The sequence below is a fragment of the Streptomyces glaucus genome (assembly GCF_039533365.1).
Classification (GTDB): Bacteria; Actinomycetota; Actinomycetes; order Streptomycetales; family Streptomycetaceae; genus Streptomyces; species Streptomyces glaucus.
Genome location: NZ_BAAATK010000015.1, coordinates 90,807 through 109,305, shown reverse-complemented (window position 1 = coordinate 109,305; position 18,499 = coordinate 90,807). Strand labels below are relative to the sequence as shown.

Annotated in this window: 16 protein-coding genes; 9 read left to right on the top strand and 7 right to left on the bottom strand. The window is 73.5% G+C overall.

Annotation, left to right across the window (positions count from 1 at the left end):
- Positions 1-9: 9 nt before the first annotated feature.
- From ABD363_RS14105 to galU, 4 genes are all read right to left on the bottom strand, one after another.
- On the bottom strand, positions 10-540 hold the full coding sequence (locus ABD363_RS14105; protein ID WP_344603173.1) for a MogA/MoaB family molybdenum cofactor biosynthesis protein: 531 nt from the start codon (positions 538-540) through the stop codon (positions 10-12).
- Entirely contained in the window at positions 537-1,016 is a 480-nt protein-coding gene (moaC, locus tag ABD363_RS14100) for a cyclic pyranopterin monophosphate synthase MoaC (protein WP_344603171.1), read from the bottom strand. Before moaC ends, ABD363_RS14105 begins: the two co-directional genes overlap by 4 nt.
- Positions 1,017-1,129: 113 nt before the next feature.
- Positions 1,130-2,467, bottom strand: a complete 1,338-nt coding sequence (gene glp / locus ABD363_RS14095; RefSeq protein ID WP_344603169.1) for a molybdotransferase-like divisome protein Glp — start codon at positions 2,465-2,467, stop codon at positions 1,130-1,132.
- Complete coding sequence (gene galU / locus ABD363_RS14090; RefSeq protein WP_344603167.1) at positions 2,464-3,375, bottom strand: UTP--glucose-1-phosphate uridylyltransferase GalU; 912 nt, start codon at positions 3,373-3,375, stop codon at positions 2,464-2,466. Before galU ends, glp begins: the two co-directional genes overlap by 4 nt.
- A 93-nt stretch (positions 3,376-3,468) precedes the next feature.
- Between galU and ABD363_RS14085 the strand changes: the two genes are divergently transcribed.
- Positions 3,469-4,095: a 5-formyltetrahydrofolate cyclo-ligase gene (locus ABD363_RS14085; RefSeq protein ID WP_344603165.1), complete on the top strand. Its 627-nt coding sequence runs from the start codon at positions 3,469-3,471 to the stop codon at positions 4,093-4,095.
- A 71-nt stretch (positions 4,096-4,166) separates the two neighbouring features.
- On the opposite strand, the gene ABD363_RS14080 is transcribed toward ABD363_RS14085, so the two are convergent.
- The gene (locus tag ABD363_RS14080) at positions 4,167-6,986 is read right to left on the bottom strand and encodes a penicillin acylase family protein (RefSeq protein ID WP_344603163.1); all 2,820 of its coding nucleotides are present in this window, start codon (positions 6,984-6,986) and stop codon (positions 4,167-4,169) included.
- A 268-nt stretch (positions 6,987-7,254) separates the two neighbouring features.
- Between ABD363_RS14080 and ABD363_RS14075 the strand changes: the two genes are divergently transcribed.
- From ABD363_RS14075 to mscL, 6 genes are all read left to right on the top strand, one after another.
- Positions 7,255-8,766: a potassium/proton antiporter gene (locus ABD363_RS14075; protein WP_344603247.1), complete on the top strand. Its 1,512-nt coding sequence runs from the start codon at positions 7,255-7,257 to the stop codon at positions 8,764-8,766.
- Positions 8,767-9,267: 501 nt separating this feature from the next.
- Positions 9,268-10,494, top strand: coding sequence for an MFS transporter (locus ABD363_RS14070; protein WP_344603245.1), 1,227 nt, complete (start codon positions 9,268-9,270; stop codon positions 10,492-10,494).
- Between the two features lie 67 nt (positions 10,495-10,561).
- Positions 10,562-10,864 (top strand): FmdB family zinc ribbon protein, encoded by a 303-nt coding sequence (locus tag ABD363_RS14065; RefSeq protein WP_344603161.1) that lies wholly within the window; start codon positions 10,562-10,564, stop codon positions 10,862-10,864.
- A gap of 94 nt (positions 10,865-10,958) precedes the next feature.
- The gene (locus tag ABD363_RS14060; protein WP_344603159.1) at positions 10,959-11,801 is read left to right on the top strand and encodes an S-methyl-5'-thioadenosine phosphorylase; all 843 of its coding nucleotides are present in this window, start codon (positions 10,959-10,961) and stop codon (positions 11,799-11,801) included.
- A 336-nt stretch (positions 11,802-12,137) separates the two neighbouring features.
- Positions 12,138-12,614: a CpaB family protein gene (locus ABD363_RS14055; protein WP_344603157.1), complete on the top strand. Its 477-nt coding sequence runs from the start codon at positions 12,138-12,140 to the stop codon at positions 12,612-12,614.
- 105 nt (positions 12,615-12,719) lie between these two features.
- On the top strand, positions 12,720-13,196 hold the full coding sequence (gene mscL / locus ABD363_RS14050) for a large conductance mechanosensitive channel protein MscL (RefSeq protein ID WP_344603155.1): 477 nt from the start codon (positions 12,720-12,722) through the stop codon (positions 13,194-13,196).
- 143 nt (positions 13,197-13,339) lie between these two features.
- Here the strand turns inward: mscL and ABD363_RS14045 are convergent, their stop codons facing one another.
- Positions 13,340-13,516 carry a hypothetical protein gene (locus ABD363_RS14045; protein WP_344603153.1) on the bottom strand — a complete coding sequence of 59 codons (177 nt, stop codon included), beginning with the start codon at positions 13,514-13,516 and terminating at the stop codon, positions 13,340-13,342.
- Between the two features lie 373 nt (positions 13,517-13,889).
- Between ABD363_RS14045 and ABD363_RS14040 the strand changes: the two genes are divergently transcribed.
- Positions 13,890-14,933, top strand: coding sequence for a P1 family peptidase (locus ABD363_RS14040; RefSeq protein ID WP_344603151.1), 1,044 nt, complete (start codon positions 13,890-13,892; stop codon positions 14,931-14,933).
- Positions 14,934-15,437: 504 nt separating this feature from the next.
- Entirely contained in the window at positions 15,438-16,184 is a 747-nt protein-coding gene (locus tag ABD363_RS14035) for a DUF6227 family protein (RefSeq protein WP_344603149.1), read from the top strand.
- Between the two features lie 62 nt (positions 16,185-16,246).
- On the opposite strand, the gene ABD363_RS14030 is transcribed toward ABD363_RS14035, so the two are convergent.
- On the bottom strand, positions 16,247-18,379 hold the full coding sequence (locus ABD363_RS14030) for a PTS fructose transporter subunit IIABC (protein WP_344603147.1): 2,133 nt from the start codon (positions 18,377-18,379) through the stop codon (positions 16,247-16,249).
- Positions 18,380-18,499: the final 120 nt, after the last annotated feature.

The following is an 18,499-nucleotide window of genomic DNA, read 5'->3' as shown; positions in this document are numbered from 1 at the left end:
ACGCGCTGTTCAGCTCGCACCCCCCGGGGAGGCCTCCCCGGCCGTCGCGGCGCCGGGGGAAGGTCCGGGATGGTCGCCGCCGCGGAGCTGGTCGACGGCGTGCGCCAGCAGGGGCTCCAGGACGGCCAGCCCGTCCCTCACCCCGCCCGTGGAGCCCGGCAGGTTGACGATCAGCGTGCCGCGTGCCACTCCGGCCAGGCCGCGGGAGAGCGCCGCGGTCGGCACCTTGTCCCGGCCGAACGCCCGGATGGCCTCCGCGATGCCCGGCACCTCGTGGTCGATCACCTTCCGGGTCGCCTCGGGGGTGCGGTCGGTGGGCGACAGGCCGGTGCCGCCCGTGGTGACGATCACGTCGTAGCCCGCCGCCACACCGGCGCGCAGCGCGGCCTCCACGGGGTCGCCGTCGGGGACCACCCGCGGCCCGTCGACGGCGAAGCCGAGGCCCTCGAGGCCGTCGGCGACCAGCGGACCGCCCCGGTCCTCGTAGACCCCGGCGGCGGCCCTGTTCGAGGCGGTCACGACCAGCGCGCGGTACGTCATGACCGGCTCCAGTCGCCCGACTTGCCGCCCGTCTTCTCCTCCACCCGCACGTCCGTGATGACCGCTCCCTTGTCGACCGCCTTGACCATGTCGATCACGGTGAGCGCGGCGACGGAGACCGCGGTGAGGGCCTCCATCTCGACGCCCGTGCGGTCCGTGGTCCGCACGGTGGCCCGGATCTCCACGGCGTCGTCCGCGACCGACAGGTCCAGTGTCACACCGGACACCGACAACGGGTGGCACAGCGGGATCAGGTCGGGGGTGCGCTTGGCGCCCATGATGCCCGCGATCCGCGCGGTGGCCAGGGCGTCGCCCTTGGGCACCCCCGCGCCGCGCAGCAGCTCGACCACGCGGGGCGAGACCAGGACGCGGCCGCTGGCGCGGGCGGTGCGCGCGGTCACGTCCTTCTCCGATACGTCGACCATGCGGGCGGCGCCCGCCTCGTCGAGGTGCGTCAGTCGGTCCTCGGTACTCATGCTCTCGTGGCGCTCCCGGTCCGGGCCCGGCGCGGTGCGGCGCGGGCCTGCTGTGCGCGACACGGTACCGCCAACCGGGGGCACGCGGCCGGGCGGGACCGGCCCGCGCGGGCTCAGCGGAGCAGGACCACCTCGACCTCGGTGCCGGGCGCGACGGACTCGGTGTCCTCGGGGACGACGATCAGCGCGTCGGCGTGCGCCAGGGCGGCGACGAGGTGCGACCCGGCGCCGCCGACCGGGGTGACCCTGCCGTCGGCGTACGCGCCGCGCAGGAACTGGCGGCGGCCCTTCGGGGAGGTCAGCGCCTTGTCCGCGGTGAGGGTGGCCCGGGTCCGCGGCCGGTGGACGTCCGTCAGGCCCATGAGGGTGCGGATCGCGGGGCGCGCGAACAGCTCGAAGGAGACGTACGACGAGACCGGGTTGCCCGGCAGGGCCAGCAGCGGGGTGTGGTCGGGGCCGACGGAGCCGAAGCCCTGGGGCTTGCCGGGCTGCATGGCGAGCCGGCGGAACTCCACGCCGCCGCCCGGCTCGTCCGCGTCGCCGACGTGGGCCAGCGCCTCCTTGACGACGTCGTACGCCCCGACGCTCACCCCGCCCGTGGTGACCACGAGGTCGGCGCGGACGAGCTGGTCCTCGATGGTGGAGCGGAGCGTCTCGGCGTCGTCGGCGACGGCGCCGACGCGGTAGGCGATGGCGCCGGCGTCCCGGGCGGCGGCGGTGAGGGCGAAGCTGTTGGAGTCGTAGATCCGTCCGCCGCCCAGCTCCTCGCCGGGCTGGACGAGTTCGCTGCCGGTGGAGAGCACGACCACGCGCGGGCGCGGGTGCACCCGGACCGTGCCGCGGCCGATCGCGGCGAGCAGCGCGATCTGCGGCGGGCCGAGGACGGTTCCGGCCGTCAGGGCGCGGTCGCCCGCCCTGACGTCGCTGCCCGCCGCGCGCACGTGCGCGCGGGGCCCGGCCGGCCGGTGGACGTGGACGTGGCCCATGGCGTCCTCGGGGGCGAGGCTGCGGGCGCGCATGCCGCGCACCGGGCCCGCGCCGAGCCCGCCGTCGGTCCACTCGACGGGGACGACGGTCTCGGCGCCGGGCGGCAGCGGGGCGCCGGTCATGATGCGGGCGGCCTGGCCGGGTCCCACGGGGAGCGGTTCGTCCTGGCCCGCCGCCACGTCCCCGACGACCTCCAGGACCGCCGGGAACTCCTCGCTCGCGCCCGCGACGTCCGCGACCCGCACCGCGTACCCGTCCATGGAGCTGTTGTCGAACGGCGGCAGGGACACCGGCACCGTGACGTCCTCGACCAGGACGCAGCCCTGGGCGTCGAGGAGGTTCAGCTCGATGGGCTCCAGGGGGCGGACGGTGGCGAGGATGTCCTCCAGGTGCTCGTCCACCGACCACAGGTGGTCCTGGTCCGGGTGGTCCTGGCCGGTGGTGCGGGGCGCGGGGCTGCTCAAGGTCGCTGCATCTCCTCGGCTACGAAACGGTGGAGCCAGGTCCGGAAGTCCGGGCCCAGGTCCTCACGTTCGCACGCGAGTCGGACGATGGCACGCAGGTAGTCGCCGCGGTCGCCGGTGTCATAGCGGCGGCCCTTGAAGACGACGCCGTGCACCGGGCCGCCCACCTTCTCGTCCGCCGCGAGCTGCTGGAGCGCGTCGGTGAGCTGGATCTCGCCGCCGCGGCCCGGCTCGGTCCGGCGCAGCACGTCGAAGACGTGCGGGTCGAGGACGTACCGGCCGATGATGGCGTAGTTGGAGGGGGCGTCGGCCGGGTCGGGCTTCTCGACCAGGCCGCCGACCTTCACGACGTCGCCGTCCTCGGTCTCCTCCACGGCGGCGCAGCCGTAGAGGTGGATCTGCTCGGGGGCGACCTCCATGAGGGCGACGACGCTGCCGCCGTACTGCTGCTGGACCTCGATCATGCGCTTGAGGAGCGGGTCGCGCGGGTCGATCAGGTCGTCGCCGAGGAGGACCGCGAAGGGCTCGTCGCCGACGTGCGGGGCGGCGCACAGCACGGCGTGGCCGAGGCCCCTGGGGTCGCCCTGGCGGACGTAGTGGATCATCGCGAGGTCGCTGGACTCCTGGACCTTCGCCAGCCGCTCGGTGTCGCCCTTCTTCTCCAGGGCGGACTCCAGTTCGTAGTTGCGGTCGAAGTGGTCCTCCAGGGGGCGCTTGTTGCGGCCCGTCACCATGAGGACGTCGTCGAGGCCGGCGGAGACCGCCTCTTCGACCACGTACTGGATCGCCGGCTTGTCCACGACCGGCAGCATCTCCTTGGGAGTGGCTTTGGTGGCCGGCAGGAACCGGGTGCCGAGGCCGGCCGCGGGGATGACAGCCTTGCTGATCCGAGGGTGCGACTGAGTCATGCCCGCCACCTTATCCGGTGCCTTTGCAGGGATTCTGAGGCTCCGGCCAGTTGACGCTCATATGAGCTCTTTGGGGACAATACGGGAGCGGTAGTGGACCACAGCGGAGGTTCGGCAGAGCCTGACAAGCGGACGTTGCGGCGAGAACTCCTCGCGGTGAGGAACCGGTTGCCGGCGGATGACCTGCGGGAGACCGCGGCGGCGCTGGCCGGGCGGGCGCTGGAGCTGCCCGAGGTCGCGGGGGCGCGCACGGTGGCGGCGTACGTCTCCGTGGGCGCCGAGCCCGGCACGCGCGCGCTGCTCGACGCGCTGCGCGCGCGGGGGACGCGCGTCCTGCTGCCGGTGCTGCTGCCCGACAACGACCTGGACTGGGGCGTGTACGAGGGGGCGGACTCCCTGGCGCGCGTGCGGCACGGCGGGCGGACGGCCCTGTTCGAGCCCGCCGGCGAGCGCCTCGGAGCGGACGCGGTGACCGCCGCCGACGTCGTGCTGCTGCCGGGCCTGGCGGTCGACGCGCGCGGTGTGCGGCTGGGGCGCGGCGGCGGGTCGTACGACCGTGTGCTGGCCCGTCTGGAGCGCGCGGGCGCCCGTCCCGCGCTGGTGGTGCTGCTGTACGACGCGGAGGTCGTCGAGCGGGTGCCCGCTCAGGAGCACGACCGGCCGGTGGACGCGGTGGTGACGCCGTCGGGGGTGCGGCGCTTCCGGGACGCCTCCCGCTGAGCACCGCACGAGCGGAAGGGCCCTTCGCGCGCACGCGAAGGGCCCTTCCCGGTGGTTCACGGCTCAGCGGCTCACGGCTTGAGCACCAGCGTGTCGCTCGTGTCGTCCTCGACCGCCTTCTTCGAGTACGACCACGTCAGCAGTTCGCCCTTGACCCACTTGTCCGTCTGGTCGGTGTAGTGGCTGTTGTAGGCGTGTCCGGAGGCGCCGGTGAGGTTGATCCACCGGGACTTGTCGAGGTCGCCGAGGTTGACCACCATCCGCATCGACGGCACCCAGACGACGCCGTAGCCGCCGGCGGCGTTCCAGCCGGTCGCGTTGACCGTCGCCTCGCCGCCGCCGAGCTCCCACGGGCCGCGGTTGAGGGCGTACTGCAGGAAGCCGGGACCCTCGGTGCCCAGGGTCTGGTTCTTCAGGAACAGGCGGTGCAGCCGGCCCCAGCTCCAGGAGTCGATGTCCTTGCCGAGCTTGGCGGTCAGCTCCCAGCGGGCGTCGATCAGGGCGCGCCTGAACAGCTCGTCGCGGTTGTCCGCGGCCGGGCGGGTGCCCGCCTTGGGCGTCGTCCACCAGGCGCTGTTCTCGTCGTCCATCAGGTTGCGGACCACCTCGAACCAGCGGTCGCCGCCGTCGGGCTGCGCCTGGCCGGCCTCGCGCTGGCCGCACTCGCGCACCTTGCCGGCCTCGTCCGCGGGCCCGGTGGTGTTGACCGGCTCGACCCACAGGCACTGGCCCTTGACCCGCAGCTCCTTGGGCAGCTTGTTGCCGAAGGCGAGCTTGAGGACGTTGCGCCAGACGGCGTTGAAGTAGGCGGCCGCCGCCGAGTCGGCGTCCTGGGTGTAGTCCCAGCCCTCCAGCAGCTTCTGCGCCTCGCGGACGTCCTTGTCCTTGGTGTCGATCTTCAGCAGCGCGGGCACGAGCAGCTTGGCGATCTCGCTGCTGTTGTCCATCTGCATCTGGCGCATGTCGTCGGTGGAGATCTTGCCGCCGTCGTCGATCTTCTGCTGGATCAGGTCGGTGATCCGCTGGCTGCGGGTGCCGTACCCCCAGTCGGTGGTGAGCGTGTAGGGGTACGCGTCCTGGTCGACCACGGCCTGGTTGGCGGTGACGATGTAGCCGCGCGCGGGGTTGTACTCGTACGGCAGCTCGTCCTGCTCTATGTAGCCCTTCCAGCGGTAGTCGGAGTCCCAGCCCGGCACCGGGACCGAGCCGTCGACGCCCTCCGCGCGGGTGGGGATCCGTCCGGGCAGCGTGTAGCCGATGTTGTCCTTGGTGTCGGCGTAGACCAGGTTCTGCGAGGGCACCTCGAACAGCGCGGCCGCCTCGCGGAAGTCGTTCCAGTCCGCCGCCCGGTTCATGGCGAAGACGGCGTCCATGGTGGTGCCCGGCTCCAGGGCGGTCCAGCGCAGCGCGACGCCGTAGCCGTCGCCGCGGTCGGGGGCCGCGGTGTCCACGGCGGCCTTCTTGCCGACCTTCACGAGTTCGTCGGCGCGGTCGGACAGCAGCGGGCCGTTGTTGGTCTCCCGGACGACGATCTTCTTGGGCGAGCCGCCGGCGACCTCGATGGTCTCCTCGCGCGTCTTGAAGGGCACCACCTTGCCGTCGTACAGGTAGCCGTCGTCGGTGATCTTCTCCAGGTACAGGTCGGTGACGTCGACGCCGGAGTTGGTCATGCCCCAGGCGATGTCCCGGTTGTGGCCGATGATCACGCCGGGCATGCCCGCGAAGGTGTAACCGGTGACGTCGTACCGGCACTTGTCGGAGACGCTGCGGCAGTGCAGGCCCATCTGGTACCAGACGGACGGCAGCGAGGCCGACAGGTGCGGGTCGTTGGCCAGCAGCGGCTTGCCGGTGATGGTGTGCTTCCCCCGCACCACCCAGGCGTTGGAGCCGATGCCGTTGCCGTTCACGCCGACGGCCGTGGGGAGGTCGTCCAGGACGTCCTGGAGGCCCGAGAGCTGGCTCTCCAGGGCGGAGGTGCCGGTGGCCGTCCCCGCGGAGGCGCCGGCCGTGCCGGTGCCGGTCCCGACGCCGGTGCCCGTCCCGGTGCCGGTGCCCGTCCCGGTACCGACGCCCGTCCCGGTGCCGGTGCCGCCGCTGCTGCTCTGGCTCCCGAACGTCCCGGTGAGCTGGTCGTACTCGCCCTGCTGCACGACCGCCTTGTTCCGGCTGTACGGGTACTGCGGGTACAGGTCGGCGATCTGCTTCGCGTCCAGGCGGCTGGTCATCAGGGCGCGGTCTATCTCGTCCTGCATGTTGCCGCGCAGGTCCCAGGCCATCGCCTTCAGCCAGGAGAGCGAGTCGACCGGGGTCCACTTCTCGGGCGCGTAGTCGTTGGTGAACCCCAGGGCGGCGTACTCCAGGGAGATGTCCTGGCCGGCCCTGCCGTCGAGGTAGGCGTTGACGCCCTTGGCGTACGCCTGGAGGTACTTCTTCGTCGAGGCCGACAGCTCGGTGTCGTACTCCCGCTGCGCGATCCGGTTCCAGCCCAGGGTGCGCAGGAACTCGTCGTTGTCGACCTGGCTCTCGCCGAACATCTCCGACAGGCGTCCGGAGGTCATGTGCCGGCGGACGTCCATCTCGTAGAACCGGTCCTGCGCCTGGACGTAGCCCTGCGCCATGAACAGGTCCTCGTCGGAGGAGGCGTAGATCTGCGGGATGCCGTAGCCGTCGCGCCTGACGTCGACGGGGCCCGACAGGCCCTGCAGCGTGATCGAGCCCTTGGTCTGCGGGAAGGAGGCGCGGACGGTGCTGATCGACCAGTACGCCCCGTAGGCGAGACCACCGATGATGGCCAGCACCAGCACGAGCACGATCAAGCGGGCTTTGCGCCCCTTCTTCCTGCCGGACTTGCCGGGCTGCTGACCCGAAGAGGCGGTGTTGGTGGGGGGCATCGCTGTCCTTGCTGTCCTAACACGAGCGGCAGACGGGCTGTGCTTTTAACTGAGCGCTGGAGCAACCATAGGCGTAGGGCCCGGCGCCCCTTGACGCGGAGTCCGCAACCGGGGCGGGCGAGCGTTCGATCCTGCCAGGACGAACGTCAAGAAATCGTCAAGAGTTAGGTAAGGTAACGAAGTGGTCGGCCGCGGGACGCCGTGGCTTCGTGTGCGATGTCCGTGAGCACGCGCGCACGGTGCGCGCTGCCAGGGAAGGGAACGGCCGCTGACTGTCCATCACCTCAACCAGCTCCTGCTCGTCTGCTCGCTCGTCCTGCTCGTCGCCGTCGCAGCGGTCCGGATCTCCTCGCGCAGCGGGCTCCCCAGCCTGCTCGTCTACCTGGGCATCGGCATCGCCATGGGCCAGGACGGCATCGGCGGCATCCAGTTCGACAACGCCGGACTGACCCAGGTCATCGGGTACGCGGCCCTGGTCGTGATCCTGGCCGAGGGCGGTCTCGGCACGAAGTGGGGGGAGATCAGGCCCGCCCTGCCGGCCGCCTCCACGCTGGCGCTGGCCGGGGTCGCGGTGAGCGTCGGCGTGACGGCCGCGGGCGCGCACTACCTGACCGGGCTGGAGTGGCGCCAGGCCCTGATCATCGGGGCGGTGGTCTCCTCGACGGACGCGGCGGCCGTCTTCTCGGTGCTGCGCAGGATCCCCCTGCCCGCGCGCGTGACGGGCACCCTGGAGGCCGAGTCCGGCTTCAACGACGCCCCGGTGGTCATCCTCGTGGTCGCCTTCTCCACGGCCGGCCCGGTGGACCACTGGTACGTACTGCTGGGCGAGATCGCGCTGGAGCTGGCCATCGGCGCCGCCATCGGGCTCGCGGTGGGCTGGCTGGGCGCCTGGGGGCTGCGGCACGTGGCGCTGCCGGCCTCCGGCCTCTACCCGATCGCGGTCATGGCGATCGCGGTCATGGCGTACGCGGCGGGCGCCCTCGCGCACGGCAGCGGCTTCCTCGGCGTGTACCTCGCCGCCATGGTGCTGGGCAACGCCAAGCTGCCGCACTGGCCCGCCACGCGCGGGTTCGCCGACGGGCTCGGCTGGATCGCCCAGATCGGCATGTTCGTCCTGCTCGGCCTGCTGGTCACCCCGCACGAGCTGGGCGACGACATCGTGCCCGCGCTCGTCATCGGACTGGTGCTGACCATGGTGGCCCGCCCGCTGAGCGTGGTGCTGTGCCTGCTGCCGTTCCGGGTGCCGTGGCAGGAGCAGACGCTGATGTCCTGGGCCGGGCTGCGCGGCGCCGTGCCCATCATCCTGGCGACCATCCCCATGGTCGAGGGCGTCGAGGCCAGCCGCCGGATCTTCAACATCGTCTTCGTCCTGGTCGTCGTCTACACGCTGGTCCAGGGGCCGACGCTGCCGTGGCTGGCCCGCAAGCTGCACCTGGGCCGGGGCGCCGAGGCCGCCGCGGACCTGGGCATCGAGTCGGCGCCCCTGGAACGGCTGCGCGGGCATCTGCTGTCCGTGGTGATCCCGGAGGGGTCGCGGATGCACGGCGTCGAGATCAACGAGCTGCGGCTGCCGCCCGGTGCCGCCGTCACCCTCGTCGTGCGCGCGGGCGAGTCCTTCGTCCCGCTGCCGACGACGGTGCTGCAACGCGGGGACGAGCTGCTCGTGGTCGCCACCGACCCGGTCCGGGACGCCGCGGAACGGCGGCTGCTCGCGGTGGGCCGCGGCGGCAAGCTGGCCGGCTGGCTCGGGGTGAACGACGCGGAGGACAATCACAGGTGAACGCGCGTGTGGTGCTCGTTTTCACAGGGACAGCAGCCGTGATCCCTGTACGATAAAGGCGTCACCTGATCGAACCAACTCTGCCTGACGCAGAGCTGGCGCGACCGTATGGCGGCCGGAAGGCTCCCGTCACCGCTGGGACCGCGGGCGGGCCCCGGTATCTACCGCAGTCCGCGCAAGAGGACAGCTCTCGGCGCCCGCGCCCTCTTCCGAAGGGCCCGCGCTACCAGGCGGCGGAAAGGCACGGCCGTGGAATCCACGGTCACCACGTCGATGGACTCGATGAGCTCGAAGAACTCAGGGCCCGCGGAGGTCACAGGGGCCGCGGAGCCCACGGAGGTCACAGAGACCGCAGGAGCCGCGGAGACCGCAGGACCCTCGGAGCGTTCCGGAAAGCGGGAGAGGCCCGGGCAGGTGGAGCGGTCCGGCGGTCCGGGGGGATCCGGGGAGCCGGAGAACCCGGGGGATCCGGCGCCGCCCTCCCGCCCGGGGTACGGCCGGCTGCTGCGCACCCCCGGCGCCTGGACCTTCCTGCTCCCCGGCTTCGCGGCGCGCCAGCCGTTCGCGATGCTCACGATCTCCATCGTGCTGCTGGTGCAGCACACCACCGGCTCGTACGGCGCGGCGGGCGCCGCCGCGGCCGTCACCGGCGTCTCCATGGCGCTGTTCGCCCCCTACAGCGGCCGTCTCGCCGACCGCTACGGGCAGCGCGCCGTGCTGCTCCCCGGCGTCCTGGTGCACGCGGTCTCGGGCCTGGCCCTGACCGCCCTGGCGCTGGCCCACGCGCCCCTGTGGGCGCTGTTCGCGGCGGCGGTGCCCACGGGCGCCTCGGTGCCGCAGATCGGGCCCATGGTGCGCGCCCGCTGGGGCGTGAAGCTGAAGGACTCGCCGCTGATGACCACCGCGGCGGCCTTCGAGTCCGTCACCGACGAGCTGACCTTCGTCGTCGGCCCGCTGCTGGCCACCGCCCTGTGCACGGCCGTCGACCCGGCCGCGGGCCTGGTCACCGAGGCCGCCCTGACCCTGCTGGGCGGTCTGCTGTTCGCCGCGCGGAGGAGCACCCAGCCCCCGGCCGGCGGCACCGGCGGGCCCGCGCGCGCGGCGCGCGCCTCCGCGCTGCGCGTCCCCGGGGTGCGCGTCCTGGTCGTGGCCTTCCTGGGCATCGGTTCCGTCTTCGGCGGCATGCAGGTCTCGCTGGCCGCGTTCACCGAGGCGATCGGCGAGCCCGGGCTGAACGGCGTCCTGTACGGCGTCTTCGCCGCGGGCAACATGATCTCCGGCCTCGTCTGCGGCGCCGTCGCCTGGCGGGTGCTCCCGCACCGGCGCCTGGTCGTGGGGTACGCCGCCCTCGCGCTCACCGCGTCCGGCCTGTGGGCCGCGCACTCGGCGCTCCTGCTGGGCGGTCTCGGCCTGCTGGTCGGCATGTGCATCGCGCCCGCGCTGGTCACCGGCTACACCCTCGTCGAGGACCTGGTCCCGGCCGGCGCCCGCACCGAGGCCTTCACCTGGCTGACCGGCGCCGTGGCGCTCGGCCAGGCGGCCGCCGTCACCGTCGCCGGGCAGCTGGAGGACCGTCTGTGGGGCGGCGCCGGGTTCCTGGTGCCGGCGGGCGGCACGGCGCTGGCCCTGGTGACCCTGCTGGCGCTGCGGTCGCGGCTGGTGACACCGCCCCGCGGCCGCACCGTCGCGCGTGGCGTCGGTCACCGCGCGCCGCTCTCGGTGGACTGATCCCGGGGAATGCGTCACTATGGACCATCGTTAGCACTCATTGAGTGAGAGTGCCAGGAGGAAGACAGTGCCGACCTACCAGTACCAGTGCACCGAGTGCGGCGAGGGCCTCGAGGCGGTGCAAAAGTTCACCGACGACGCCCTGACCGAGTGCCCCGCCTGCAAGGGCCGCCTGAAGAAGGTGTTCTCCGCGGTCGGCATCGTCTTCAAGGGCAGCGGTTTCTACCGCAACGACAGCCGCGGCTCGTCGTCGAGCAGCTCGCCGGCGTCGTCGTCCTCCTCTTCCTCGTCGTCCTCGTCGGCGTCCTCCTCCTCGGACTCGTCGAGCTCGTCCTCGGCCGCCGGCTCGGCCGGCAGCAACGCCGCCTGAGGCGCCCCCTCCCCGGAGGACCCCTTCCCACAGGACCCTGCCGCCGTCCGGCGGCGGGGTCCTCCGCGTCCCCGGCGGCGGCTAGGGTGCGGACATGGCGAACAAGGCGAACGCCGAGATCGGCGTGATCGGCGGCTCCGGTTTCTACTCGTTCCTGGACCACGTGACCGAGGTCCGGGTGGACACCCCCTACGGACCGCCCAGCGACTCCCTCTTCCTCGGCGAGGTCGCCGGTCGGCGGGTCGCCTTCCTCCCCCGGCACGGACGCGGCCACCATCTGCCGCCGCACCGGATCAACTACCGGGCCAACCTGTGGGCGCTGCGGTCGGTCGGCGTGCGCCAGGTGCTCGGCCCGTGCGCGGTGGGCGGCCTGCGCCCCGAGTACGGGCCGGGCACCCTGCTGGTGCCGGACCAGCTGGTCGACCGTACGAAGTCCCGGGCGTCGACGTACTTCGACGGGCTGCCGCTGCCCGACGGCTCGGTGCCGAAGGTGGTGCACGTGTCGCTGGCCGACCCCTACTGCCCCGCCGGGCGGGCGGTCGCGCTGAAGGCGGCGCGCGGGCGGGACTGGGAGCCGGTGGACGGCGGCACCCTGGTCGTGGTCGAGGGACCCCGCTTCTCGACCCGCGCCGAATCGCTGTGGCACCGGGCGCAGGGCTGGTCGGTGGTGGGCATGACCGGCCACCCCGAGGCCGCGCTCGCCCGTGAGCTGGAGCTCTGCTACACCTCGCTGACCCTCGTCACCGACCTCGACGCCGGCGCCGAGACCGGCGAGGGCGTCTCCCACGACGAGGTGCTGCGGGTGTTCGCCGCGAACGTGGACCGGCTGCGGGGCGTGCTGTTCGACGCGGTGGCCGCGCTGCCGGCCACCGCGGAGCGGGACTGCCTGTGCGCGACGGCGCTGGGCGGGATGGATCCGGGGTTCGCGCTGCCGTAGTCGCGGGACGCGGGACAGCACGGGGCCTCCCGGCGGAGCCTCCCGTTCGGGTGAGGGAGTTGTCCACACCCCGGCTGCGGATCCACAGGCCCCGGCGAGCGGCGGCGGAAAGCCCCATCGTGGGGATCGCAAACCGGCTCCCCGTCGCAGGTGGTGATCACCGTGTCCCTTCCGTCGCCCTACTCCCCGCCGTCGTCCTCTTCCCCGCCGTCGTCCTCTTCCCTGCCGTCGTCCTCTTCCCTGCCGTCGGTTCCTTCCTCTTCTTCCTCTCCGTCCTCCCTTTCCTCCTCCTCCGCGTCCCGTCCCCTCGGCAGCGACGCTCCGCCCCCCTGCGAGGTGCCGCACTTCGCTCCCGTGCGGGTGCGCGGCGGTCGGTATCAGCTGCACCGGCTGGTGCGGCACCGGCGGCGAGCCGTGGCCGCGGGGCTCGCCGTGACGGCGGCGGCCCTGGTGGCGGCCGGTCCGCAGCAGGGAGCGGGGGCGCGGGACGCCGAGCGGGCGCGCGGCCATCCGGTGACCGGGCCGGCGGGGCAGCGGCGCGGCCCGGAGCTGGTGTCGGCGCCGGTGCGGATCGCCGACGCGGCCACGGTACGGCTGCTCAGGCCCGGTGACCGGGTCGACGTGGTCGTGGCCGGGGACGCGGGCGGCGACGCCCGGGTGGTGGCGCGCGGGGTGCGGGTGACCAGGGTGCCCGAGCCGCTGAGCGAAGCCGCCGGGAGCGGGGCTCTGGTCGTGCTCGCGGTGCCGCGTGCCACCGCGCCCCGGCTGGTCGGCGCGGGCGCCACGGCACAGTTGGCGGTGACGGTGTGCTGATGTTGTCAAGTCCCTCGTTCGAGGGAGGGGGGTGGGCCGGGCGGTCCAGCGCTCACGTAGGTTGCGGAGCGGTTTGTTCCGCGACTTGTACAAAGGGGTCTTCCGGTGAGCGAGAAGAGGGGACCGGGCGTCTGGCAGGGTTTCAAGACCTTCCTGATGCGCGGGAACGTCGTCGATCTGGCAGTGGCGGTGGTCATCGGCGCGGCCTTCACCAACATCGTCAACTCGGTGGTGAAGGGGATCATCAACCCGCTGGTCGGCGCGATCGGCACCAAGAACCTCGACGGCTACAGCTCCTGTCTGAAGGACCCGTGCAGGGTGGCCCCGGACGGCACCGTGACGAGCGGTGTGCCGATCCTGTGGGGCTCGGTCCTCGGGGCCACCCTCAGCTTCGTGATCACCGCGGCCGTCGTCTACTTCCTGATGGTCCTGCCCATGTCGAAGTACCTGGCCCGGCAGGAGGCCCGCAGAAAGGCGAAGGAGGGCACGCGCGAAACGGTCGAGGTGACCGAACTGGAGGTGCTGAAGGAGATCCGCGACGCGCTGGTCGCACAGCGCGGCTCGGGCCACGACCGGCAGTGACGCGGGGCAGCCCGCCGGGCGGACCGCTCAGGGGGACGTGCGCGGTCCGCGCGGCGGCGGGGCGGGCAGTGCGCCCGGTGACGGCAGGCGGTCCGCCGACGGCGGGCGGTCCGCGCGGCGGTGACGTGGGGCGCCCGGACTGCTCACAGGTGGTGGGGCGGCTTCTCGTCGAGGAAGCGCTTCAGGTCGGCCGCGGCGTCGCTCTCGGTCCGCTCGCCCCACCCGCGGTCGGTGTCGTCCGAGGACTGCTGGTCCAGCGGGTCGTCGAAGACCAGCGCGGGCTTCGGCGCGCGGGGCTCGGGGTCCGGGGCGGTACTCATGCGTCCAGGGTACGGCCCACGCCCCGGCGATGGAGCGGACGGCCGGCGGGGCGTGCCTGCCGGCCGCCGGACCACGCGATCACCGCCCGGCCGCTCCGACAGCCTCCGTTCGGCCATCCCGATTCCTTCCCCGTCTTCCCGGCCGGCGTCCGGCGTCCCGATCACTTCTCTGCCGTCCCGGCCGCCGCCCGGCCACCCCGGTCCCTTCTCCGTCCTCCCGGCCACCCCGATCACCGCTCTGCCCCCGGCCGCCGCTGTCCGCTCGCGGCCCTGCCCCGACCGCCACCTGGTCACCCCGCCACCTCGACCGCCGCCTGGCCGCCCCGGCTGGCGCCACCCCGGCCGCCCGCCACCGCTGCACCACACTGGCGCCATGACACTTGACGCATTGACGGACGTGACCGGTGTGCGGGTCGGGCACGCCACCCGCAGCGGCGACGGATGGCTCACCGGCACCACGGTGGTACTCGCCCCGGAGGGCGGAGCGGTCGCCGCCGTGGACGTGCGCGGTGGCGGCCCCGGCACCAAGGAGACCGACGCGCTCGACCCGCGCAACGTGGTGCAGAAGGTCGAGGCGATCGTGCTGACCGGCGGCAGCGCGTACGGGCTCGACGCGGCGTCCGGGGTGATGGCCTGGCTGGAGGAGCGCGGGCGCGGGGTGCGCGTGGGGGCCGACCCCGCGCACGTCGTGCCGGTGGTGCCCGCCGCCTGCGTCTTCGACCTGGGCCGGGGCGGCGACTTCCGGGCGAGGCCGGACGCCGCCACGGGGCGGGCCGCGGTGGAGGAGGCCGCTGCGAGCGCGCCGGGCACGCCCGTGCGGGAGGGCTGCGTGGGCGCCGGCACGGGGGCCGCGGTCGGGGCGCTGAAGGGCGGGGTCGGCACCGCGAGCACCGTCCTGGGCTCGGGGATCACGGTGGCCGCGCTGGTGGTGGCCAACGCGGCGGGATCGGCGATGGATCCGGGAACGGGGGTGCTGTACGGGGAGCTGTACGAGGAGCTGTTCCAGGGACGGCGCGTGGAGCGTCCGCAGAGGCGGGTGCACGAGGCCGCGCGCCGGCGGCTCGCCGAGGCCGCGGCGAAGAGCCCGCCTCCCCCGCTCAACACCACGCTGGCCGTGGTCGCCACGGACGCGAACCTGTCCAGGGCGCAGGCGCAGAAGCTGGCCGGCACGGCGCACGACGGCATCGCGCGCGCCGTACGGCCGGTGCATCTGCTCAACGACGGGGACACGGTGTTCGCGCTGGCGACCGGGAGACGGCGGCTCGACGCCGTCGACCCCCTCGCGCTGAACGAGGTTCTCGCGGCGGGCGCGGACGTGGTGACGCGGGCGATCGTACGGGCGGTGCGCGCGGCCGAGCCGGTGGCCGGGCCGGGCGGGGAGTGGCCGTCGTACGGGGAGCTGTACGGCGGCCGGTGACGAGGCCCGCGCACCACGGGCGGACGGATGGTCCCCGGGAGGCCCGCGGGGACGCGGGCGGACGTACGGCGGCCGGCTCCGACAGCGAGTACGGCATTCCGGTTGTACCGTGCCCGCTGCGTCCGAAGAGGTACGGGGTCCTCGTCCACGGCGGCCGGGCGGCCACCGGTGAGGCGGGGCGATGCGCCCCTCGGCGGCCGGGGCACCGGCCGGTGCTGCGTCGGCAGGGGTCCGCGACAGCCCGCTCGCCGGGGCTTCGTGACCGTGGAGCCCCCGACCGGACGGCCGCACCGGACAACGGCCGGAACACGCCGCCGAACGGCCGGATCCGCGAAAGTGCCGTCTATACAGCAGAATTTGACGGTGTGTCGGGCAGCACGGGAACTTTTCGCGCGGCCGGCGCGTTTTCCGGGCGTACGTTTTCTCGGTTCCCGGACATGATGTCCGGCCGAGGGGCTACGGTATGCACCCACAAGGTGACATGCAGCAACGCCGGGAGAAGCCTTGAGCGTTCCGTACGAGACGGCAGCGTACGAACCACCCGAGTCGCCCGGGTCTCCGGAGGAGCACCTCGCGCGGCTCCTCGGTCGCGCCCTGAACTCGTTCGAGCTGCCCGACGAGACGATACGGCGACTGGACTGCGCGCTGGCGCACGACAGTTCGCTGCACTCCGCGCACCACAGCGCGGGCCTGCACCGCGAGACGTACCGGCACACCTGGCTGCTCGCCGACGGCTCCGCGCTCACGCTCTGGGAACTCGTCCACAACACCGCCCCGGGCAGCGAACCGCAGGCCGAGGTGTACCTCGACGAGGAGGAGCTGCGCGCCGCCACCACGCGGCTGCCGCTGCCGCCGGACACGCCGGACTTCGAACTGCCGGTGCTGGTGGAGCTGTCGCCGATACCCGCCCGGCGGCACGCCTACGTCCCCGACGACTCGGCGGACCACGCGCGCCGGCTGCTGCGCCGCGCGGAGAACGCCGACCGGCCGGGCGCGGACACGGCCGCGTTACTGACCACGGCGTTCGCGCACCAGATCACGCAGGTCTTCGGCCGGCCCACCCGCGCGGGCCGCGCCGGGCTGAGCTTCTCGCTCTACGAGCACGCGTTCCTGCTGCGCGACGGCAAGGAGATCTCCCTCTGGGAGGTCGAGCACACGGTCACGCCCGACGGGCGGCACATGTGCGAGGTGTACGCCACCGAGGACGCGGCCCGCGAGGCGATGGAGCGGCGGGCGGCACAGGTCCCCTGAGACAGCGCGACGCCGGGCCGGGTCCCGTGCGGACCCGGCCCGGCGCGGCGCGGTGGTCGTCCCTACGCCGCCACCGGCTGCTTCGTCCCCGCCGCCTCGGCCGCCGTGCCCTCACCGGTCCCCCGGGGCGCGCCGCCCGGAGCCTGCTTGCGCAGGCCCTTGAGGACGACCACCAGGGCGGTGGTGACGCAGACGCCCGCCGCGATGGCGACCAGGTACAGCAGCGGGTTGCCGATCAGCGGGACCACGAAGATGCCGCCGTGCGGGGCGCGCAGGGTGGCGCCGAAGGCCATCGACAGGGCGCCGGTGACCGCGCCGCCCGCCATCGAGGCCGGGATGACCCGCAGCGGGTCCGCCGCGGCGAACGGGATCGCGCCCTCGGAGATGAACGAGGCGCCCAGCACCCAGGCGGCCTTGCCGTTCTCCCGCTCGGTCCGGGTGAAGAGCTTGCCGCGCACGGTCGTCGCCAGGGCCATCGCCAGCGGCGGGACCATGCCGGCCGCCATCGCGGCGGCCATGATCTTCATCGCGGAGTCGCTCGGGGAGGCGACCGCGATACCGGCCGTGGCGAAGGTGTACGCGACCTTGTTGACCGGGCCGCCGAGGTCGAAGCACATCATCAGGCCGAGCAGGGCGCCGAGCAGGACGGCGTTGGTGCCGGTCAGGCCGTTCAGCCAGTCGGTCATGCCCTTCTGCGCGGAGGCGATGGGCTTGCCGATGACGACGAACATCAGGAAGCCGACGACCGCCGAGGAGATCAGCGGGATCACCACCACCGGCATGATGCCGCGCAGCGCCGCCGGGATGTTCACCTTCTGGATCGCCAGCACCACGCCACCGGCGATCAGGCCGGCCGCCAGACCACCCAGGAAGCCCGCGCCGATGGTCAGCGAGATCGCGCCGCCGACGAAGCCGGGCACCAGACCGGGCCGGTCCGCCATGCCGTACGCGATGTAGCCGGCCAGGACCGGGACGAGGAAGCCGAAGGCGGCTCCGCCGATCTGGAAGAACAGCGCGCCCCAGCTGTCGGCCTGCGCCCAGGCGAAGTGGTCCATGACCGACGGCGCCTTGTTGACCTCGTAGCCGCCGATCGCGAAGCCGAGGGCGATCAGCAGACCGCCCGCCGCGACGAACGGGACCATGTAACTGACGCCGGACATCAGCCACTTGCGCAGCTTGGTGCCGTAGCCCTCGCCGGATTCGCCGGTGCGCTCGACGGGCGTGGGCGCCGGTCCGGACGTCACCTCGCCGCGTGCGGCCTTCCGCCGTGCCTCGGCGATCAGTTCGGCGGGCCGGTTGATGGCCGCCTTGACGCCGGTGTCGACGGTCGGCTTCCCGGCGAAGCGGTCCTTCTCCCGCACGGGCACGTCGTGGGCGAAGATCACTGCGTCCGCCGCCGCGACGACGGCCGGGTCGAGCCGGGTGAAGCCGGCCGAGCCCTGCGTCTCGACGACGACGTCGACACCCGCCTCGCGGCCCGCGTTCTCCAGGGACTCGGCCGCCATGTAGGTGTGGGCGATACCGGTGGGGCAGGAGGTGACGGCGACGACCCGGAACGGGCGTTCGTCTCCGTCCGCGGCCGGCGTGGTGCCCGTGGCGGCGGCGGAAGAGGCCGCTCCCGCCGACGCCACGGTGTCCTGGGAACCGGCCGCCGCGGTCGCTCCGGTACCGGCCGCCGTGCTTTCCCCGCCGCCGGCCGCCGCGGTCGCTCCGGAACCGGCCGTTGCGGAGTCCTCGGAGCCGGCCGCCGGGGGCTCGTCCCCGCGGATCAGCGCCGCCGCTGCCGCCGTGTCGCCCACCGCCCGCAGCGCGTCGGTGAACTCGGCGTTCATCAGCTGCCGGGCCAGCGACGACAGGATCGTCAGATGGGCGTCGTCGGCACCGGCGGGCGCGGCGATCAGGAAGATCAGGTCGGCGGGGCCGTCCGCCGCGCCGAAGTCGATGCCCCGCGCGCTGCGGCCGAAGGCCAGCGTCGGCTCGGTGACGTGCGCGCTGCGGCAGTGCGGGATGCCGATGCCGCCGTCGAGGCCGGTCGGCATCTGCGCCTCACGGGCGGCCACGTCGGCGAGGAAACCCTCCAGGTCGGTCACCCGGCCCAGGGCCACCATGCGCTCGGCGAGGGCGCGCGCCGCCGCTTCCTTGGTGTCGGCGGACAGGTCGAGATCGACCAGATCCGCGGTGATCATGTCGCTCATCGCGAGCTCCTTCGCACGCGTATCGCCCGGGGGGTGGGGTGGGCGGGGGTGGGGACGAGGGTGGGGACGGGGACGCGGTGGGGGGTCGGGGCGGAGGGGGCGAGTAAGACCGAGCCTCGC